17 protein-coding genes are annotated in these 19,370 nt (G+C 70.9%); 4 read left to right on the top strand and 13 right to left on the bottom strand.

The features are described from left to right. Positions 1-21: 21 nt before the first annotated feature. The 3 genes from bphP to EAT51_RS04545 all read right to left on the bottom strand — a co-directional run bounded on the left by bphP (position 22) and on the right by EAT51_RS04545 (position 3,909). Positions 22-1,929, bottom strand: coding sequence for a bacteriophytochrome BphP (gene bphP / locus EAT51_RS04555; protein ID WP_130561361.1), 1,908 nt, complete (start codon positions 1,927-1,929; stop codon positions 22-24). Next, complete coding sequence (locus EAT51_RS04550; protein ID WP_130561360.1) at positions 1,926-2,519, bottom strand: biliverdin-producing heme oxygenase; 594 nt, start codon at positions 2,517-2,519, stop codon at positions 1,926-1,928. Before EAT51_RS04550 ends, bphP begins: the two co-directional genes overlap by 4 nt. Before the next feature lie 94 nt (positions 2,520-2,613). Then, a complete protein-coding gene (locus EAT51_RS04545; RefSeq protein ID WP_165421904.1) occupies positions 2,614-3,909 on the bottom strand; it encodes a sensor histidine kinase in 1,296 nt (431 codons plus the stop codon). A gap of 253 nt (positions 3,910-4,162) precedes the next feature. Between EAT51_RS04545 and EAT51_RS04540 the strand changes: the two genes are divergently transcribed. Next, complete coding sequence (locus EAT51_RS04540; protein ID WP_130514548.1) at positions 4,163-4,759, top strand: hypothetical protein; 597 nt, start codon at positions 4,163-4,165, stop codon at positions 4,757-4,759. Positions 4,760-4,847: 88 nt separating this feature from the next. After that, positions 4,848-5,270, top strand: a complete 423-nt coding sequence (locus EAT51_RS04535; RefSeq protein WP_130514546.1) for a hypothetical protein — start codon at positions 4,848-4,850, stop codon at positions 5,268-5,270. A 50-nt stretch (positions 5,271-5,320) separates the two neighbouring features. On the opposite strand, the gene EAT51_RS04530 is transcribed toward EAT51_RS04535, so the two are convergent. From EAT51_RS04530 to folE, 6 genes are all read right to left on the bottom strand, one after another. After that, the gene (locus tag EAT51_RS04530) at positions 5,321-6,178 is read right to left on the bottom strand and encodes a D-hexose-6-phosphate mutarotase (protein WP_130514544.1); all 858 of its coding nucleotides are present in this window, start codon (positions 6,176-6,178) and stop codon (positions 5,321-5,323) included. 67 nt (positions 6,179-6,245) lie between these two features. Then, the gene (locus tag EAT51_RS04525) at positions 6,246-7,307 is read right to left on the bottom strand and encodes an NAD(P)-dependent alcohol dehydrogenase (RefSeq protein ID WP_130514542.1); all 1,062 of its coding nucleotides are present in this window, start codon (positions 7,305-7,307) and stop codon (positions 6,246-6,248) included. Positions 7,308-7,473: 166 nt separating this feature from the next. Continuing rightward, entirely contained in the window at positions 7,474-7,872 is a 399-nt protein-coding gene (locus EAT51_RS04520) for a YchJ family protein (protein WP_130514540.1), read from the bottom strand. Continuing rightward, a complete protein-coding gene (locus tag EAT51_RS04515) occupies positions 7,865-8,449 on the bottom strand; it encodes a manganese efflux pump MntP (protein WP_130514538.1) in 585 nt (194 codons plus the stop codon). The genes EAT51_RS04520 and EAT51_RS04515 overlap by 8 nt, the downstream gene beginning before the upstream one ends. 240 nt (positions 8,450-8,689) lie before the next feature. Continuing rightward, positions 8,690-9,229, bottom strand: a complete 540-nt coding sequence (locus tag EAT51_RS04510; protein WP_130514536.1) for a cytochrome b — start codon at positions 9,227-9,229, stop codon at positions 8,690-8,692. A 74-nt stretch (positions 9,230-9,303) separates the two neighbouring features. Beyond that, entirely contained in the window at positions 9,304-9,906 is a 603-nt protein-coding gene (folE, locus tag EAT51_RS04505) for a GTP cyclohydrolase I FolE (RefSeq protein ID WP_130514534.1), read from the bottom strand. A gap of 221 nt (positions 9,907-10,127) precedes the next feature. On the opposite strand from folE, the gene EAT51_RS04500 reads away from it, so the two are divergent. Further along, positions 10,128-11,945 (top strand): glycoside hydrolase family 15 protein, encoded by a 1,818-nt coding sequence (locus EAT51_RS04500; protein ID WP_130514532.1) that lies wholly within the window; start codon positions 10,128-10,130, stop codon positions 11,943-11,945. Between the two features lie 654 nt (positions 11,946-12,599). Here the strand turns inward: EAT51_RS04500 and EAT51_RS04495 are convergent. From EAT51_RS04495 to EAT51_RS04485, 3 genes are read right to left on the bottom strand one after another with little or no spacing between them, the layout of a single operon-like run. Then, the gene (locus EAT51_RS04495; RefSeq protein WP_130514531.1) at positions 12,600-13,403 is read right to left on the bottom strand and encodes an SDR family NAD(P)-dependent oxidoreductase; all 804 of its coding nucleotides are present in this window, start codon (positions 13,401-13,403) and stop codon (positions 12,600-12,602) included. Between the two features lie 31 nt (positions 13,404-13,434). After that, positions 13,435-14,958 (bottom strand): GMC family oxidoreductase, encoded by a 1,524-nt coding sequence (locus EAT51_RS04490; RefSeq protein ID WP_130561359.1) that lies wholly within the window; start codon positions 14,956-14,958, stop codon positions 13,435-13,437. Then, positions 14,955-16,322, bottom strand: a complete 1,368-nt coding sequence (locus tag EAT51_RS04485; protein WP_130516102.1) for an alpha/beta fold hydrolase — start codon at positions 16,320-16,322, stop codon at positions 14,955-14,957. Before EAT51_RS04485 ends, EAT51_RS04490 begins: the two co-directional genes overlap by 4 nt. 434 nt (positions 16,323-16,756) lie before the next feature. Between EAT51_RS04485 and EAT51_RS04480 the strand changes: the two genes are divergently transcribed. Continuing rightward, on the top strand, positions 16,757-17,863 hold the full coding sequence (locus EAT51_RS04480; protein ID WP_205953450.1) for a catalase family protein: 1,107 nt from the start codon (positions 16,757-16,759) through the stop codon (positions 17,861-17,863). Between the two features lie 510 nt (positions 17,864-18,373). On the opposite strand, the gene EAT51_RS04475 is transcribed toward EAT51_RS04480, so the two are convergent. Further along, complete coding sequence (locus tag EAT51_RS04475) at positions 18,374-19,234, bottom strand: SDR family oxidoreductase (protein WP_228257813.1); 861 nt, start codon at positions 19,232-19,234, stop codon at positions 18,374-18,376. Positions 19,235-19,370 lie beyond the last annotated feature (136 nt).

The raw sequence follows: 19,370 nt of genomic DNA, 5'->3' as shown, positions 1-19,370 counted from the left end.
GGCGCCGCTTCACGCCCGGGATCAGTCCGGGTCGCGCAGCTGCAGCAGCCAGTGGCTGACCTGACCCCGCGTGGCCGGCAGGGGCTCGAAGTCGAACTGCTGCAGCACCGGGTCGGCGTTGGCCACGCGCAGCGGCAGCACCGCATTGCTGGGCTCGCGCGCGTGCAGGCCCTGCTTGAGCGCCTGCAGCTGCGCCTCGGACACCGAGGGGTCGAGCAGGGCGCGCATGTCGCGGCCGATCATGCCGCTGGCGTCCTCGTCGGCCAGGTGGGCGAAGGCGTCGTTGGCGAACAGCACCCGGCCGATCCCGGTCGGCCCGCGCTCAATGATCGCCACGCCCTGGCGCAGGCGCGCCAGCGAGGCTTCCAGCAGGCTGAAGTCCTGCTGCACGCGTTTGCGCTCCATCAGCTCGATCAGCACGCGCAGGCTGCGCGCCGATTCCAGATGCAGCAGCGACCACGGCCGCGCCTGGCCGCGCACGGTCTGCTGCCACAGATCGAAACTCTTGCGCGGCGACAGGCGCGAGTTGGGGATGTCCACCAGCTTGGCCAGCTCCGGGTTGCCGGCCCAGTTGATCGTCTCGATCTGCTCGCGGCGGGTCCACAGCAGCGCGCTGCGCGCCTGCGGCATCAGCGGCACGAAGATCAGGCCGGCCGCCAGCGGCGCCAGGTCGGCCAGTTCCGGGAAGGCGCTGCCGATGGCGTCCACGTGCAGCGCGCCGACCACGCCCTCGCGCAGGACCTCGTCGTCGCGCGCTTCGATCTGCTGGCGGATGCGCACCAGATCCTCGACCGACGGCAGCGTGCCGTAGCCGATCACCTCATCGCCGTTGTAGATCGCCACGCCGTCGGCATCGACCACGTCCATCAGTTCCGGCGCCAGCTCGGTCAGCATCTCGGTGGAGAGCGTGTCGGCATTGTTGAAGGCGGTGATCAGCTTCTCGCGCACGGTCAGCAGCACGGCCTCGGTGCGCGCTCGCTCGACCGCCTGCAGCGCGCCGATGCGCGCGGCCAGGCCGCGGGTCAGCGCATCGGCGACATCGCGCATGGCGTGGCTGGCGAACAGCGGCGCGTAGTGATGGCAGGCGATCAGCCCCCACAGCACGTCGTTGACCACGATGGAGGTCACCAGCGTGGCGCTCACGCCCATGTTGCCCAGATATTCCAGGTGCACCGGCGAGACGCTGCGGATGCTGACGTCGCTCAGATCCACAGGCGCGTGATCGCGCGGGTCCAGCGGCGGCTCGATCGGCGAGGGGCGGTAGCCCACGTGCGCGATCTGGCGCACGCGATTGCGCAGGTACAGCGCGCGCGCCTGCGCCGGGATGTCGGTGGCCGGGTAGTGCAAGCCCAGGTAGGCCTCGAGCTCGGGGCGCCGGGCCTCGGCGATGATGTCGCCGTTCCAGTCGTTATCGAAGCGGTAGACCATCACCCGGTCGTAGCCGAGCTGGGCGTGGATCTCGCGCGCCACGCGCAGGCTGGCCTCATGGATGTGGCGGTCGCGCTCGACCAGACGCAGCACTGGCAGCACGTCGCGCACGCCGACATCGGAGGCCTGCGAGTCGCGCGGCTCGATCTCCACCAGCCACTGGCTGGGCGCCAGATGCCAGGCCGCCACGTAGACCTCCGACGGCGCATCGGCGCGCTGGGGGAAGCCGACGGCTTCGTGCGCCAGGTGCAGGGGCTCGCGTACCGCATCGGCCGCCGGCAGCGTGCGCGCCTCCAGCGTCAGCAGCGCGTCCCAGCGCTGGCCGATCAGCTGCGCATGCGGCACGCCCAGCAGGTCGGCGGCGGTGCCGCTGGCCTGCAGCACCTGCCCGCTGGCAGGCTCGATGACGAGCAGCGCGCCGTAGGGCTGGACCGAGCCGGGGATATGGATCGGCTCGCGCGCGCAGGCATCCATGTCCACGGTGTCCAGCGACAGGCTCATGCGGCCACCCCGGCGGCGAGCTGCTGATGGAAACGGGCGAACATCGACTGCGCGCCGCCGATGGCGGCCTGGCGCTGCGCGGCGGAGGGCAGCGCCGCCTCCAGGCAGGCCTGGAACTGGCGCCAGGCGCCGGGCGCCTCGCTGCCCAGGTCGAAGTAGGCCAGCGCGGCGGACAGCGCCGGCTGGGCGGCGCGGAAGGCGCGCGCGATCAGGCGCCCGCCCAGCAGCGAGCCTTCGATCACATACAGCTGGCCCCAGGCCGCGGCCGCCGGCTCCGCCCCGGTCAACGGCGCGGCCGCGGGCGCGGCGACGCCGAGCGTGGCCAGGTCGGCGCGCAGCGCCGGCCCGCGCGCACGGTAATGCCAGCCCTGCGCAGCCAGCGTCTGCAGCCAGGCCGCATGCGTGCGCTCCCAGGGTTCGACCAGGGCCAGATGCTGTTGCAGCACCCGCACGTACTGATCGGAAGGCAGCGCGCCGTGCGCGAGCGCGTGCATGTGCGGCAACGCCTCGACCGCGGCGTGGGCCTGGGCGGTCGCCTCACGCAGCGCGCGCGCCAGGGGAACGGGGGCAAGGGCGGCGTCAGCGGGCATGCGGGGTCGGACGAGGGTGGGAGGGCATCGCGCCAAGCCTACCAGCGCGGTCAGCGGCGCCATACCCGGACGTGTGGTCGCAGCGCATCGAGACTCACGCCTGCAGCGCGGGGAAGTACAGCCGCACGCAGGCGCCCTGGCCCGGCTCGGACCACACCGTGGCGAAGCCTTCGGACTGGCGCATCAGCCCGGACACCTGGGCCAGGCCCAGCCCGGTGCCCATGCCTTCGGGCTTGGTGGTGAAGAAGGGGTCGAAGATGCGCGCGCGGGTGGCCGCGTCCATGCCGCAGCCGTCGTCGCGCACCTCCACGTAGGCATAGCGGCCGCCGGCGCGACGCAGCGTGCCGTCCTGCCCGGCGGCGACGTCTTCGAGGCCCAGCGCGACGTCGATGCGGCCGTGCCCCTGGCAGGCGTCGCGCGCGTTGACGCACAGGTTCATCAGCGCCTGCTCGATCGAATGCCGGTCCGAGCGGATCGGCAGCGCCACCTCGGTCGGCGCCAGGGCCATCGCCATGCGCGCGCCCAGGCCGTGCGCGATCAGCGGCAGCATGTCGGTCACCACCTGCGCCAGGTCCAGGGCTTCGGCGCGATAGGGGTGCTCGCGTCCGAACGCCAGCAGACGCCGGGCCAGGTCCACCGCGTGACCGACGGCCTCCTGCGACCGGGCCAGCAGGCGCGCCTGGCGCGGATCGGCCGCGGCCTGCAGCGCCATCATGTCCAGCGTGGTCTGCACGATCTGGAGCATGTTGTTGAAGTCGTGCGCGATGCCGGCCACCAGCTGGCCCATGGCCGCGCTTTTCTGCGCCTGGCGGCTGATCTGCTCGGCGCTGTCGCGGGCCACGGTGGCCAGGTCGAGCTGGTCCTGCAGCGCCTGTTCGCGGCGCACGCCCAGGGCCATGTCGTCGCGGGCGCGCAGCAGCCGATGGTCGGCCCTGTGCGGGTCGGGCTCGCGCTGTACGCCATCCTCGGCGGCCGCCGCTGCGGCCTGCAGAAGCGTGCCCGCGTATGGAAGGGCGTCGTGGGCGTACGCCGCAGCCTGGTCGGGGCGCTCCTCGCTGATCCGGCGACTGATCGCGACCACCGCGTCGATCGCGCCGTGGACATCGCGCAGCGGGGCCATGTGGATCTCCCAGCCGTCCGCTTCGCCGTCCGCGGTCTGGGCCTGCGGTGCGACGCCGCGTTCCGGCTCCCCGGCCCAGGCTGCGTCCAGCGCCTGTCGCAGCTGAGCGCGCTGCGCCTGGTCCCAGCGCGCCAGCCAGAGATCGCCGGGCTGGGGATCGGGATGCGCCGCGCTGGTCAGGCGCACCCGGCCGTCGGCATCGACGATGTCGATGCGCTCCTTGGCGCGCATCGTGCCCTGCGGTTCCCTCGCCCCGGACGGGGAACGCACGCTGTCTTCCATCTGATCGAACGCCGCAGAGACGGTGGTTCAGTGTAGGTGCGCGCCGCGGCGTGTCCGTTGCAGCGCTGCAACGTCGGCAGGCAAACGCGGCAGATGTACAGAACCGGTGACGGTGCCTGCGTCCCCACCTCGGGCTGTGCCACGGGCCGAAAACGTGACAGGTGTCCTGAATTGGCCGCTTTTAGTGTTAGCACAGGGACAAGCCGGGATTCCCCCGCCCGGCGCCACGCCGGAGGTCCGCGTGTCTCCTGCCCTGATGCATGCCCTGCGTTCGTCGTCCTTCGCGCTGGCCCTGGTCCTGGCGGCGTGCTCGCGTCCGCCGCCGCCTGCCGCCGCGCCCGTCGCTGCGCCGCCGTCCACGGCGCCGGTGGCCGCGGCCAAGGCCGAAACGGTGTGCGACCTGATCACCGCGGACGAGCTGGAGACCGTCTTCAGCGGCACCTCCACCGCCACGCCCGAGCACCATCAGACCTTCGGCATCAAGGCCTGCGAGTGGAACGGCGACTTCGGCCGCCTGCTGGTACAGCAGTGGCCTTCCAAGGGCCATACGCCGCAGGATGAGGTCAGCGACCTGGTGACCGGTTTCATCGACGCGAGCAAGCCCGGCGCGCGCGCCAGCGTCCGCCTGGTCTCGCCCCCGGGCCTGGGCCACTACGCCACCGCCGTGGTCGAGCCGCGCGATCTCGAGCGCGGCGTGCTGGCCGATATCGCGGTGCTGTCCATCGCCCGGGACGGGCAGACACTGGTGTTCCTGACCAACGGCCTGGAGGGCATGGAGCGCCAGGCGGCGCTGGCCAAGCTGGTGCAGCTGGGGCGCTTCGCCTATCCCAGGCTGTGAGGGCCGCCGGCCGCCGATGGCCGGTTCCCGACGCAATCGAGGTTCTTCCAGCTGTGCGGTCCGAAGTGTGGACCGCCGGGAGGCTCGGATGAGGGAGTGGAAAGAGGCAGGGGCCATTCTGGGCAGCCTGCTGATCGCCGTCGGCCTGTGCGGCTGCCGGCCCCAGGCGGACGTGCGCGCGCCCTCGCAGATCAGCACGTCACCCGCGGCGAGCCGTGCGTCCAGCGACAGCCTGGTCTGCGCGCTGACGACCGATGCCGGGCTGGGTGCGGCCGAGCCGCTGGCCGGACGCGGACGCGTCGCCCTGCTGCGCCAGCGGTTCGGCGAGGTCGGCTGCGAAGCCAGCGGCGCGGCCGATCTGGCCGGCACGCACCAATGGATCCCGCGCGCGCTGCCGTCGCCGGACGCGGCGGCCGGCGTGCCGGTGTCGATGGGTGCGGGTCGACGGCTGAGCCTGGTCGCGCCTGCGTGCGGCGCGCGGCGGGCCTGCGCCACGGCGGCTGTTCCATAACGCCAGGCCGCGCATCTTCGGGCGCGCGGCCTGCATGAGGCGGACGCCGACTAAGCGGGCAGCACTTCCACGGCCTGGCCGAGGGTGTGGCTTCCGCCGGGGGCGAGCTTGATGACGTCGCGCCCGGCGTTGGCGGCCTCGACGCAGACGAAGGCCGGCCACGCGTCATCGGGCACGTCGGCCATGGTCTGCGCCCCGGCCTGGCCGGGGTTCCACACCACCACCGAGCGACTGCCCGTGGTGCTGATGCGCAGCTGCCGGGACAGCACCGGATCGTGCAGCACGTAGTGCCCGCCGGCATCGTGGTAGATGCGGTCGCTGCGGCCGGGATCGCGCGGGTCGGACAGGGTCCAGTCACCGGACTGGGGGTAGGTCCGCCCGGTGAACTTGTCGTCGTACTCCAGCCCGTCCAGTCCGCTCAGCCGGACCTGGCGCACGTCGCCGACGTGGAAGTAGCTGTGCAGCGCATCGGTGAAGGCGACCGCCTCCGCGGAAGGGTTGTGCGTGGTCAGCGCCTGCTGCAGTCCCGCGCCCAGCACCAGCGTCTGCTTCAGGCGCAGCGGTGTGGAGGCGTGCGCCGGCAGGTCCAGCGTCAGGTGCACGTTGCCGTCGCCGTCCTCGCGCGCCTCGGCCAGCGTCCACGCGCTGATCCGCGCGAAGCCATGCTGGATCGCGTCGGCCGGCTGATGCTCGCGGGCGAAGTAGGGCCAGCACACCGGCACGCCGCCGCGGATCGCCTTGGGCGCGCCCTGCGCCAGCGGCGACAGCCACAGCACATCGGCGCCGCCGGCGGGCACGAACGACAGCAGCTGGCCGCCGTAGAGCGAGAGTTGCGCGGTGCACAGCGGCGTTTCGATCCGCAGCACGGGCAGGCCGTGCAGCGTGGTCTCGGTCAGCGTGTGGGTCATGACATCGCCCATGAAGACGGGCGGCCAGTGTAGCCGCCCGTCGCTTCGCCGCCTGTCGTATGAGGCCTTAGGCGGCCTTGTCCAGCTTGGCCAGATCCATCACGAAGCGGTACTTCACATCGCCCTTGAGCATGCGCTCGTAGGCCTCGTTGATCTGCCGGGGCTCGATCATCTCGATGTCCGACACGATGCCGTGCTTGGCGCAGAAATCCAGCATCTCCTGGGTCTGGGCGATGCCGCCGATCAGCGAGCCGGCGATGGTCCGGCGGCGCATGATCAGGTTGAACACCGTCGGCGTCGGATGCGGATGTTCCGGTGCGCCGACCAGCACCATGGCGCCGTCGCGCTTGAGCGCATTGAGGAACGGATCCAGGTTGTGCGAGGCGGCCACGGTGTTGAGGATGAAATCCAGCTTGCCGGCCTGCGCGGCCATCTGCTCGGGATCCTTGGAGATCACCACCTCGTCGGCGCCCAGGCGCTTGCCGTCCTCGCGCTTGCTCTCCGAGGTGGTGAACAACACCACGTGCGCCCCCAGCGCCTTGGCGATCTTGACCGCCATGTGCCCCAGGCCGCCCAGACCGACCACGCCCACCGACTGGCCCGGACCGACTTGCCAGTGCGCCATGGGCGAGTACACGGTGATGCCGGCGCACAGCAGCGGCGCGACCGCGGCCAGGTTGTCGGTGCCGTGGGTCACGCGCAGCACGTAGCGCTCGTCGACCACGACATGGTCCGAGTAACCACCGTAGGTGTTCTCGCCGCCGCCGAACAGCGGGCCGTTGTAGGTGCCGGTGAAGCCGTTGTCGCAGTACTGTTCCTCACCCGCCGCGCAGGAAGGGCAGGTGCGGCAGCTGTCCACCATGCAGCCGACGCCGGCCAGGTCGCCGACCTTGAAGCCCTTGACCTCACTGCCGACGGCGGTGACACGGCCGACGATCTCGTGGCCCGGCACCGAGGGAAAGATCGTGTTCTGCCACTCGTTACGGGCGGTGTGCAGGTCCGAATGGCAGATGCCGCAGTACAGGATGTCCATCTGCACATCGTGCGGACCGGGGGTGCGACGTTCGAACACGAACGGCGCCAGCGGCGCATCGGCGGAAGTCGCGGCATAGCCGTGGGCTTGGGACATGGGGGAGTCTCCTTGGCGAAGTGTCGAAGAAAGCGCGCGCACTAAGGCGCAACGTCATGCGACAGATGCTAGACCCGTTGCGCGAGAAACCCACCGCAGCACTGCAACGCTGCATCGCGCGCGGCTGGTCTTGACCGCCACTTCGTGCGCGCGCGCCGCGCCGCTTTCAGCCGACGTCGCCGTCCACGTAGAACCAGTGACCGCCTTCGCGCACGAAGCGGCTGCGTTCGTGCATGCGCTGGGCCGAGCCGCCGCCCACGCGCAGCCGCGCGGTGAACACCACCTCGGCGGTGTCGGCGCCGGTGACGGTCTGCGATTCCACCTTCAGCCCCAGCCAGACGGTGCGCTGGCCGGGCGCGTCGGCCAGCGACAGCTGCGCCGGACGCGTGGACGGATGCCAGCTGGCGCGCAGGTAGTCGGCCTCGCCCAGCACATAGGCGCTGTAGCGCGAACGCATCAGCGCCGCGGCATCCGCTGCCGGCGCGCCGCCGTGCAGCGGGCCGCAGCAGCGCGCGTAGGGCGCGCCGCTGTCGCAGGGGCACGCCTTCGGTGCCGGCTTAGCCACCGGCCGCGCCGCTGAGGTGTTCGTAGAGGATCGCCGCGCCGACCAGGATCAGGATCACGCCGCCGACCAGCTCGGCGCGGCGGCCGATCACCGCGCCCAGCGCGCGCCCGGCCAGCACGCCGATGGTGACCATGGTGAAGGTGCACAGGCCGATCACGCCGGCCACCAGGTAGATCGGCACCTGCACGAAGGCCAGGCCCACGCCCACGGCCATCGCATCGATGCTGGTGGCCAGGCCGGTCAGGGCCAGGGTGACGATATTGCCGTGGCGGTTCTCGCCGGCCTCGGCGGCATCCTCGTCGTCTTCGTGCAGCGCCTTCCAGATCATGTGCAGGCCCAGCGCGCCGAGCAGGACGAAGGCAATCCAGTGGTCGAAGCGCTCCACGTACTTGGAGGCGGCCGAGCCGATCAGCCAGCCGATCACCGGGGTGATGGCTTCGACCACGCCGAAGATCAGGCCGACGCGCAGCGCCTGGGCGAGCGTGGGCTTGGCCATGGCCGCGCCCTTGCCCAGGGCGGCGGCGAACGCATCGGTGGACATGGCCAGACCGAGCAGGAGGATGGAAATCGGGTTCATGGGGGTTGGAACACCAGGCCGGGAATGCGGACGACACGAACCGCCCAACACGCCGGCCATCAGCCGTGCTGGACTGCTCGCTGGTCTCGCCAACCGGTGTGGTTGCATCCGCCATGGCCGGTACAGGCCAAGTGTGTTGACGGCTACGCGTGCGCTGTTGGGCGGACGCTGGCTACTCCCCAAGGAGACCCCGTCAGCCGCACTGAGCGCCTTTCGGGGGCGCGCAGTATACACACCCGATCAGGTCATGCGTTGCAGGGCGTTGTCCCGCCGCACCAGCAGGTGGAACAGGGCCGCCAGGATGTGCAGGCCGATCACCCAGTAGAACGCCTCGCCCAGCCAGACATGGGCCGATTCCAGGGTGTGCGCCAGGTGCTCGTGGGTGCCGAAGAAGGACGGGATCGCCCAGTCGGTGAACGGCAGGCCGATGCCCCGGCCCGTGGCCAGGCGCGCGACGATGCCCAGCAGCGGCTGCACGATCAGGAAGGCATAGAGCAGCACATGCGTGGCATCGCCGGCGCGCTGCATCCAGCGTGGCAGCGGCGGCACGATCGGCGGCGCGCGCTCGCCCAGCCGCGCCGCCAGCCGCGGCAGCACCACCAGCAGCACCGCGATGCCGATGAGGAAATGCGACTCGACCACCAGCATGCGCGCGTCGCTGCCGCGCTCGAAGGCCTTGCGCAGGTTGATGGTCACGTAGGCGGCGACGACCAGGGCGAAGGTCGTCCAGTGGAAGATGCGGGCGCGCCGGCTGTAGCGCGCGGTCTCGACCTGGGTCATGGCGATTGCCTGGGCGGTGGGGGCTCCAGCGCGATCCTAGCCAGCGCGGCGCCGATGCGGCGCTGACGATCCGGTCAGCGCTTGCCGCCGACCTCGATGAAGCGCAGGAACTCGGCGCGGGTGCGCGCGTCCTCGCGGAAGGCGCCCAGCATCTTGGAGGTGACCATGCTGACCCCGCGCTTGTGCACGCCGCGGGTGGTCATGCACTCGTGCGCGCCCTCGACCACCACGCCCACGCCGCGCGGCTGCAACACGTCCTGGATGCACTGGGCGATCTGCGCGGTCATCTTCTCCTGCACCTGGAAGCGCCGGGCGTAGGCATCGACCACGCGCGCCAGCTTGCTGATGCCCACCACCTTGCCGTCGGGCAGGTAGCCGACATGGACCTTGCCGATGATCGGCGCCATGTGGTGCTCGCAATGGCTTTCGTACTCAATGTCGCGCAGCACGATCAGCTCGTCGTAGCCGGCCACTTCCTCGAAGGTGCGCGCCAGGTACTCGTGCGGGTCGCGCTGGTAGCCGCTGAACCAGTCGCCATAGGCCTTGGCTACGCGCTTGGGCGTGTCCAGCAGGCCTTCGCGCTGCGGGTCCTCGCCGGCCCAGCGCAGCAGGGTGCGCACGGCATCCTCGGCCTGGTCGCGGCTGACGCCGCCGCGGGTGTTGTCGGATTCGCTCATCGGAACAGCCTTCTGCTGCACCACCAAAGGGGGCGGGCATCGTACCGGACCGGCCGGCGCCGCGCCCGCGCGCGCGGCGCAACGCCGTGTTGCCCGGCCACCTTCACCCGGCCTGGGCAGCGGCGCCCCTAACGTCCAGGGCCCACCCGCCCAACGAAAAGATGCCGGCATGACGCCCTCCCCTGCCCGGTGCCCGCGCACCTCCCGCACCGGCCCGCGCCATGTCGGCTGACGCGCGCGGGGCCCAGACCGGCGCCAGCGCGCCGCAGCGCGTGGAGGGGGTGCTGCCGATCGCGCATTACGGCGCGCTGGGGGAGGGCCGCTCGGTGGCGCTGAGCGGGCTCGATGGCGGCCTGGACTGGTGGTGCGCGCCGAACATGGACAGCCCGCCGCTGTTCGACCGGCTGCTCGACGGCCCGGAGGGCGGCCACTTCACCCTGGCGCCGGAGGGCGCGTTCACCGCCCGGCGCCGCTACCTGCCGGACAGCAACGTGCTGGTGACCACCTTCACCACCGACACCGGCGAGGCGACGCTGACCGAGTCGCTCAACAGCGGCAACGCCGGCCGCCTGCCCTGGTCCGAGCTGGCCCGGCGCATCGACGGCTTGCGCGGGCAGGTGCGCTTCGGGCTGGAGATGAAGCTGGGCATGCGCGCGCGCAACGCCAACCCGTACCACTCGCGCATCGGCCCGCACACCGTCTTCCATGTCGAGCGGCTGCTGGGACTGATGATCCACCACGACCGCCTCGACATCGCCTGGTCCGACGCCGGCGCCTGCGGCATGGTGGAGGTGAGCGCCGGCGAGCGCATCACCGTGGCACTGGTGGTCGGCGAGGAGGAGCCGCTGGTGGCCCCGACCATCGAGGAGATCGACGGCCGCATCGACCTGACCGACCGCGAGTGGCGCGACTGGGCGCGCAACGTGTCCTTCAACGGCGACCAGCGCGAGGCCTTCGTGCGCAGCGCCCTGGCGCTGAAGCTGCTGCTGTACTCGCCCTCCGGCGCGATCGCCGCGGCCGCCACGACCTCGCTGCCCGAGCGCATCGGCGGGCACAAGAACTACGACTATCGCTACGCCTGGATCCGCGACGCGGGCTACACCATCCAGGCCTTCCTGGCGGCGGGGCTGGAGGCCGAGTCCAAGGCCGCCTTCACCTGGCTGCTGCGCCAGCTGCGCCGGCATGGCTCGCGCGTGGTCTTCACCCTGGACGGCGCCCTGGTGCCGGACGTGTCGGAACTGCGCGCACCGGGCTATCGCGGCAGCCAGCCGGTGGTGAGAGGCAACCTGGCCGGCGCCCAGCACCAGCACGGCATCTACGGCGACATCTTCGAGACCGCGTACTGCTTCGTCGACTGCGGCAACATCCTGGACCCGGCCAGCGCCGAGCTGCTCTCGCACATCGCCGACGAATGCGCCGACCGCTGGCGCCTGCCCGATTCAGGGATGTGGGAGCTGCAGGAGCTGCAGGACTACACCATGTCCAAGGTCAGCTGCTGGCAGGCGCTGGCGCGCGCGGTCGAACTGGCCGACCAGGGCCAGTTGCCGACCACCTGCCGCGACCGCTGGGGCCGCGAGCGCGATCGCATCAAGGACTGGATCGAGACGCACTGCTGGTCCGAGGACCTGCAGGCCTTCGCGATGTACCCGGGCAGCGACAAGCTGGACGCGGCCATCGCGCTGGCGGCGCGCTTCGGCTTCGACGGACCGGAGCGGTTGAAGCTGACGATGGCGGCGCTGGACCGGGAGCTGGGCGCCGGCGATTTCCACTATCGCTACAGCGGCATGGATCAGGAGGAAGGCTGCTTCCTGGCGTGCTCGTTCTGGATCGCGGAGAGCTACGCGCGCCTGGGCGATCCGCAGGAGGCGCGGCGCCGGCTGGAACGCCTGGGCCAGGCGCTGACGCCATGCAATGGGGTGATGAGCGAGATGATCGACCCGGGCACCGGCGCCTTGCTGGGCAACACGCCGCAGGGGTTGAGCCATCTGGCGCATGTCATGGCGCTGTCGACGCTGGCGGAGATTGAAGGCAGGGGATGAGGGGGTGGGATGTGCCGCATGTGCTTGGTTTTCGGGTGCGATGCAACCCGCGATCCACGGCTTGGCGCTCCAACCCCCAGCGGCCATCTAACCGCGCCTCGTCATCCAACCCACCGTCACTCCCGCGAACGCGGGAGTCCAGCGACTTCGCGCGATCGGACAGAAAGTCCCTGGATCCCCGCGTTCACGGGGATGACGAATTCAAGTGCTTCGCGGGCGACGCAGCGTCCCTCTCCGACATCCAAACGCTCGTCACTCCCGCGAAAGCGGGAGTCCATGGACGTTGCGCGAACGGACCGGACGTCCATGATCCCCGCGTTCGCGGGGATGACGGATCAATGATCTGTGTGGGCGACGCAGCCTCCCTCTCCGACATCCAAACGCTCGTCGCTCCCGCGGAAGCGGGAGCCCATGGACGTTGCGCGAACGGACCGGACGTCCATGGATCCCCGCGTTCGCGGGGATGACGGATCAATGATCTGTGTGGGCGACGCAGCTTCCCTCTCCGACATTCAAACGCTCGTCGCTCCCGCGGAAGCGGGAGTCCATGGACATTGCGCGACCCGGCCGGACGTCCATGGATCCCCGCGTTCGCGGGGATGACGGCTTGAGATTGGAGGGGGATAAAAGTCGACCGCGTACCTCCGCGCGCGCTCAACCCGCGATGGTGAACACCGAGCCCGAATCCACGCGCAGTCCGGCGCCGTTGATGAAGCTGGCGCGCTCGGAGCACAGGAAGGCCACCGCCGCGGCCACTTCCTCGGCGCGGCCGCGGCGCTTGAGCACCATGCCGGGGCGCTCCTCGTCCAGGAAGCTGGCTATGGCCTCCTCGAAGCTCACGCCCTTCTCCTTGGCGCGCTTCTTCATCATCGCGTCGGTCATGGGCGTGGCGATGAACGCCGGCGAGACCGTATTGACCAGCACGTTGTCGCACCCATAGGCCTTGGACAGGCCCTTGGCCAGGCTGAGGATGCCGGCCTTGGAGGCGCAGTACGGCAGTTCGTCCACATAGGGCTGCACGGCGTCCTCGGAGGCGAACAGCACGATGCGGCCCCAGCCGCGCTTGCGCATCGCCGGGATCGCCTGGCGGCACATGCGCACCGCGCCCATCAGATTGATGTCCAGGGTCTGCAGCCAGCCGGCATCGTCCACCTCGAGGAAGTCGCCGGTGGCGCCGGTCACGCCGGCGGCGTTGACGTAGATGTCCGGCTCGCCCAGCCGCGCGCGCACCTGCTGCCAGATGTCCTCGACGTCCTGCGCCTGGGTGACGTCGCCAGGCACGGCAATGACCTCGCCCAGCGGCGAGAGCTCTTCCAGCGCCTGCGGCAGGGTGCCGTCGGCGCGATCGGTGATGGCCACCCGCACGCCGGCCTGAAGCAGCAGGCGCGCGGTCTCCTTGCCCATGCCGGAGTCGGCGCCGCTGATCAGGGCGATGCGGCCGTTGATTTCGAGATCCATGCTGTGCTCCTCGTGGTGGATAGGGGGTAGGTCAGGCCGCCAGGAAGCGCTCGGCCGTGCGCAGGCCCAGCGCCATCTGGGTCAGGGCCGGGTTGGCCGCCAGCGCGCTGGGGAAGGTGGAGTTGTCGCAGACGTAGAGGTTGTCGATGTCGAAGCTGCGGCCGTCGGTATCGACCACGGCGTGCTCGGGATCGCTGCCCATGCGGCAGGTGCCCAGCGTGTGCGCCGAACGGTCGGCGGCGAGGATGTCGCGCGCGCCGGCGGCCTCCCAGATGGCGGTGAGCGTGCGCCGGGCATGGGCATCGAGCGCGCGTTCGTTGGGGCCGTAGCTGAAGTCGACGCGCGCCTTGCGCAGGCCGAAGGCGTCCACCTCGTCGGACAGCGTCAGGCGATTGCCCTGCGCCGGCAGGCAGTCGCCGTTGATGCCGACGCCGGCCAGCTGGTTGTAGTCGCGCAGCCGCGAAGTCAGCGCACGGCCCCACAGCCCGGCGCCGCGCGCCAGCGTGTTGGCCAGGGTCAGCGGCTGCACGCCGAGGCTCTGGATCAGATAGCCGCCGGCGAAGTCGGCATCGGCCGGCGCGCGCATGTCCTCGCTGATCAGGGACGAGGGGTAGCCGCGGTTCATGCGCATGTCCGCGTCGAACCTGCCCCACACCTGGGTGGCCACGTGCGCCATGAAGTTGCGCCCGACCTGGCCGCTGGAGTTGGCCAGCCCCAGGTTGAGCAGCAGGCGCGGGGTCTCCACGCCGCCGGCGCACAGGAACAGCGCGTCGCAGCCCACGCTCACTTCGCGCCCGTCATGGCGATAGACCACACCGGCGACGCGACCACGCGCGTCGCGATGCACATCGACCACGCGGCAGTCGGCGCGCACCTGCGCGCCGTGCGCGCGCGCCAGCGGCAGCCAGCTGGTGTCGGTGGCGGCCTTGGAGGCGTAGATGCAGCCCTGATGGCAGCCGCCGCAGTTGGTGCAGGCGCGCCGCGTGCCCCAGTGCGGCTGCGCGTGCGCGGCGGTGACCAGCGCGGCGGGGCTGTCGGTGGCGGTGATGCCCAGCGCCGCGCAGCCGCGCGCCATGGCTTGCGCCGGCGCGTTGCGCAGCGGCGGCGCGTACGCATAGGCGCGCGCCGGGTCCCAGGGATAGGGCGAGGGGCCGGACACGCCGATGAAGGCCTCGACCCGGGCGATGTAGTCGATCAGCTCGGCGTGCGCGATCGGCCAGTCCCAGCCCTGGCCGCTGCTGCGGCGCAGGCGCAGCTCGGCCGCATCCGGACGCGGGCAGAACGCGCCCCAGTGGAGGGTCGAGCCGCCCACGCCCTGGCCGGAGTTGTTGGCCCCGAAGGCCGTCGGCGTGGCGCCGCCGCTCAGCCGTTCCTCCATCCAGTACAGGTCGGTGGTCAGCTCGTCGGGCAGATGATCGGTGGGCGCGAACGCCGCACCCGCTTCCAACACCAGCACCGAGACACCCGCCTGCGCCAGGCGCGCAGCCAGCGGCGCACCGCCGGCGCCGCTGCCCACGATCACCGCTTCGACGCGGTCCGTCCGCGCCGCCGTCATTCGCGCGGGTCCGGCAGCCGCTGCCAGGGCTCGCGCTGGTCGGCGCCGGCCAGGACATAGCCTTCGCCCTCGCCTGGCGCGCTGCCGGTGGCGAAGCCGTCGTAGCCCATCGCCGCCATCGTCGCCGGCAGGCTGGCCCAGGTGCGCGCGATCTCGGCGCGCACGTCCTCGAACCAGCGCGCCAGCTGTGCGCCATCCAGCGCGTTCTGCGGGCCGGGCTGCGCGTCACCGCGCGCAATGCGGGTCAGCCACGCCTCCTGCGCCAGCGGATCGCGCGCGCACCAGCCGCCGGTCATCGCGTCGAGCGCATCCAGCCCGAGCGGCCAGGCCTGCGCATCGGCCGGCAGATCGGCGAAGCGCCAGCCATCGCCGGTCTGGGTGGCCAGGCCCACGTCCAGGCGGCGGGCCAGGTCGGCCGCCTGCGCCGCGTCGTCCAACGCCAGCACGCTGGCCACCACGGCGGCCAGCACCGCGCGCTGCGCGTCGGACAGCACGCGCGGCGCATCGCGCGGCGGGCCGCGATGGCGCGCCAGCAGCGTGGCGCGCATGCGCGGCTGCACGCGCGGCAGGTTGAGCAGGTCGATGAACGCGGGCGGCAAGGCGCTGGCTTCCGCCCACTGCAGCAACGCGTCGATGTGTGCGGCCAGCGCATCGGGCTGTTCGTAGGGGATCAGATGCGCGGCATCGGCGATGGCGACGACCTCGCCCGCCTCCGGGTAGTGCGGCAGGTTCAGGCGCCGCTGCGCATCGGCGTCCAGGTCGCCGTCCTCGGCGCCGGCCAGGAGCAGCGCCGGCAATGCGATCCGGCCTGCCTGGGCAGAGGCATCTTCCTTGCTGCCCTGTTCAAGCCAGGCGCGCCAGGCGCGCGGATCGCTGCGCCGCACATCGGCGATGGCCCGCTCGCGCGGTGCCTCGTCCAAACGGCGCGCGCTGTTGTCGTCGACGAACTGCGCGGCTTGCGCGGGCGTGGGCGCGCCACCGGCGAACCAGTCCAGCATCTGTTGGCGGCGCTGCTCCTCCATCGGCTCGGGCGACGGCGGCGAGGCGGCGACCAGCACCACCCCGCACAGGCCGGCCAGGCCCGGGGCGCCCTCCCGCGCGCGCGCGGCGGCGAGCGTGGCGATCTTGCCGCCCATGCTGTGGCCGACCACGCACCAGCGCGAGGGCGCACGCACGGCCACGGTGGCGCAGAACCAGTCCACCAGCGCCGGCACATCGGTGCATTCGCCCGCGGACGTGCCGCCGAAGCCGGGGATATCCAGCGCGATGCAATCGGCCCGGTCGCCCAGCCGCGCGATCACCCGCTCCCATTCGCCCGCACTGGCGCCGAGCGCGTGGAGGAAGAACAGCTGGAGCTGGGGCATGGCCTGGCCGGGGCGGTTGAGGTGGAGCGCGAGCATTGCGTCCGCCTGGTGTGGGGCGTGTGCAGGTTGGCTTCGCACGGCGTGTACATCGCGCGGCCGAGGAAACGGCCTCAGCCAACCTCGGCACGTCATCCCCGCGAACGCGGGGATCCATGGACGTTCGGTCCGGTGGCGCAACGTCCATGGGCTCCCGCGTGCGCGGGAGCGACGAGGATTTGGATCGCGACGAAGGCCAGGTCTGGGGCAGCGTCCCGTGCTGTTCGGTTCGACAAGCAGTCGGTTGGAGATCCGGCGGGTCTCTACCCGCGCCAAAGCCCCGCGCTCGCGTAACGCCGGGTGAGGTCTGCCCGCCACTTGCTTCGCAGCGCATTTACCGCACCCGGGCAAGGCTCGCGCGATCTCGCTCGCCTCGCCGGCCACAGGACCGCCCCGCCATGTCAGACGCCCGCCGCTATGCCGCCTACTCACCGCAGATGGCCCTCCCCCATCCGGACGAGGCCGCGCTGGCCGAGGAGATGAGCGAGGTCCTGCTGCGCATCTCGCAGCAGACCTGGGAGGACAGCCACCACGCGCTGCGCAGCGTGCACGCCAAGAGCCACGGCCTGCTCGCCGCCACGCTGGAGGTGCTGCCCGGCCTGCCACCGGAACTGGCCCAGGGCCTGTTCGCGCAGCCCGGTCGCTACGAGGCGGTGATGCGCTTCTCCACCACGCCGGGCGACCTGCTGCCCGACCGCGTATCCACACCGCGCGGGCTGGCGCTGAAGTTCCTCGATGTCCCGGGCGAGCGCCTGGAAGGCAGCGAAGCGGCGCACTGCCAGGACCTGCTCATGGTCAACGGCCCGCAGTTCAACGCGCCCAACGCCAAGGCCTTCCTGCGCAGCCTAAAGCTGCTGGCGCCGACCACCGACCGCGCCGAGCGCACCAAGCAGGTGCTTTCCGCCCTGCTGCGTGGCACCGAACGCGCGCTCGAAGCGGTCGGCGGCCAGAGCGCCAAGCTCAAGGCGATGGGCGGCGAGCCGCCGCACCACATCCTGGGCGAGACCTTCTTCACTCAGCTGCCGCTGCGCTACGGCGCGCACGTGGCCAAGCTGCAGCTGGTCCCGGTGGATCCGGCGCTGCTGGCACACCAGGACGAACGGATCGACCTCAAGCAGGCCAATGCACTGCGTGATGCGGTCAGTGCGCACTTCGCCTCGCAGGGCGGCGTGTGGGAACTGCGCGCGCAGCTGTCCACCGATCTGGAGCGCCTGCCCATCGACGATGCCACCGTGGTCTGGGACGAAGAGGAGAGCCCGTTCCGCACGGTGGCGCGCCTGACCGCATCGCCACAGGTCGGCTGGAGCCAGGACAGGGCCCGCCTGGTCGACGATCAGATGGGCTTCAGTCCCTGGCACGGCGTGCAGGACCACCGCCCGCTGGGCGACATCATGCGCATCCGCAAGCGCGCCTACCAGGCCTCACAGGACTTCCGCGCCCGCAAGTCCGGCTGCCCGCTGCACGATCGTTCGCTGTCGGCCGGCGCGCAGGGCGAAAGCGAATAAGCCAACCCCGCTCACGCAATGCCGATAGCGCTTCATTGCCGCCATTGGCCGAAAAGGTCACAACGGCGGCGCCCACCTGTAGAGCGGAGCTTGCTCCGCTGAGGCCTTCCCCACGAACCGGAAGCAGCTGAGCTTGCTCAGCTGGAGGCTTCCCACGAACCGAAGCGAAGAGCAGCGGAGCAAGCTCCGCTCTACAGGTGGGACGTTGCGCCTTACAGCACCGCCTGCGCCCCGGCGATGGTGATCAACGCACCCGAGACACAGCTGGACCTGTCGCGGGCCAGCATGACGAGAGCGAATAAACCAACCCCGCTGGCATTACCGATAGCGCTTAATTGCCGCCATTGGCTGAAAAAGCCACGACGGCGGCGCCCACCTGTAGAGCGGAGCTTGCTCCGCTGAGGCCTTCCCCACGAACCAGAAGCAGCTGGGCATGCTCGGCTGGGGCTTCCCACCAACCAAGCGAAGAGCAGGGGAGCAAGCTCCGCTCTACGGGTGAGGCGCTGCGCCTTACAGCACCGCCTGCGCTCCGGCGATGGTGATCAACGCACCCGAGGTGTAGCTGGAGCTGTCGCTGGCCAGCATGACGTAGGTCGAAGCCAGTTCCGCCGGCTGACCCGGACGACCGAACGGCGTCTGCGAACCGAAGTTCTTCACCTTGTCCTCGGCCATGCCGGCCGGAATGAACGGTGTCCAGATCGGTCCCGGCAGCACCGCGTTGACGCGGATCTTGCGCTCGGCCAGCCACTGCGCCAGGCCCAAAGTGAGGTTGGCCACCGCACCCTTGGTGGTCGAGTACGGCAGGATGTTGGGCGTGGGATCCTTGGAATTGACCGAAGCCGTATTGATGATCGAAGCACCCTCGCCAAGCAGCTCGAGCGCGCACTTGGTTAGGTAGAACGTGCCATGCACGTTGGTATCGAAGGTCTTGCGCCATTCCTCAAGCGTGACCTCGTCGATGGACTGGAAATACTTCTGGTAGGCCGCGTTGTTGACCAGCACGTCGAGGCCGCCGAAGGCGGACTTCACCTCGCCGACCAAACGCTCGACTTCGCTCGGCTGGCTGATGTCGCAGGCAACCTTGAGCACCTTGACGCCGGCCTGCTCCATCAGCGAGGCGACCTCATCGGCATCGTCCTGCTCGCTGGGCAGGTAGGCGATGGCCACGTCGGCGCCCTCGCGCGCGAAGGCCAGCGCCACGGCCGCACCGATGCCGCTGTCGCCACCCGTCACCAGGGTGCGCTTGCCCTTGAGCAGGCCGTGACCCTCATAGCTGTCCTCACCGATGTCGGGCTTGGGATCCATCTTGCTGGTCTTGCCCGGGAAGCTCTGCTGCTGCGGCGGGAACGGCGGGCGGGGATAGTCGGGCATGGCGAGACTCCTGCGGTCGATGTGTCGATGGGGCACGGCGATGCGCGTGCGGCAGTGACCCATCCTCACGGCTCGCGTAAAAAGCGACCGTGAACTTATCCGCGGCGATTCGTCATGCGGGCATGACAAAGCACTG

The sequence above is a fragment of the Pseudoxanthomonas winnipegensis genome (genome assembly GCF_004283755.1).
GTDB classification, from domain to species: domain Bacteria; phylum Pseudomonadota; class Gammaproteobacteria; order Xanthomonadales; family Xanthomonadaceae; genus Pseudoxanthomonas_A; species Pseudoxanthomonas_A winnipegensis.
The sequence above is the reverse complement of the archived record's forward strand: the minus strand, read 5'-3'. Positions and strand labels throughout refer to the sequence as shown.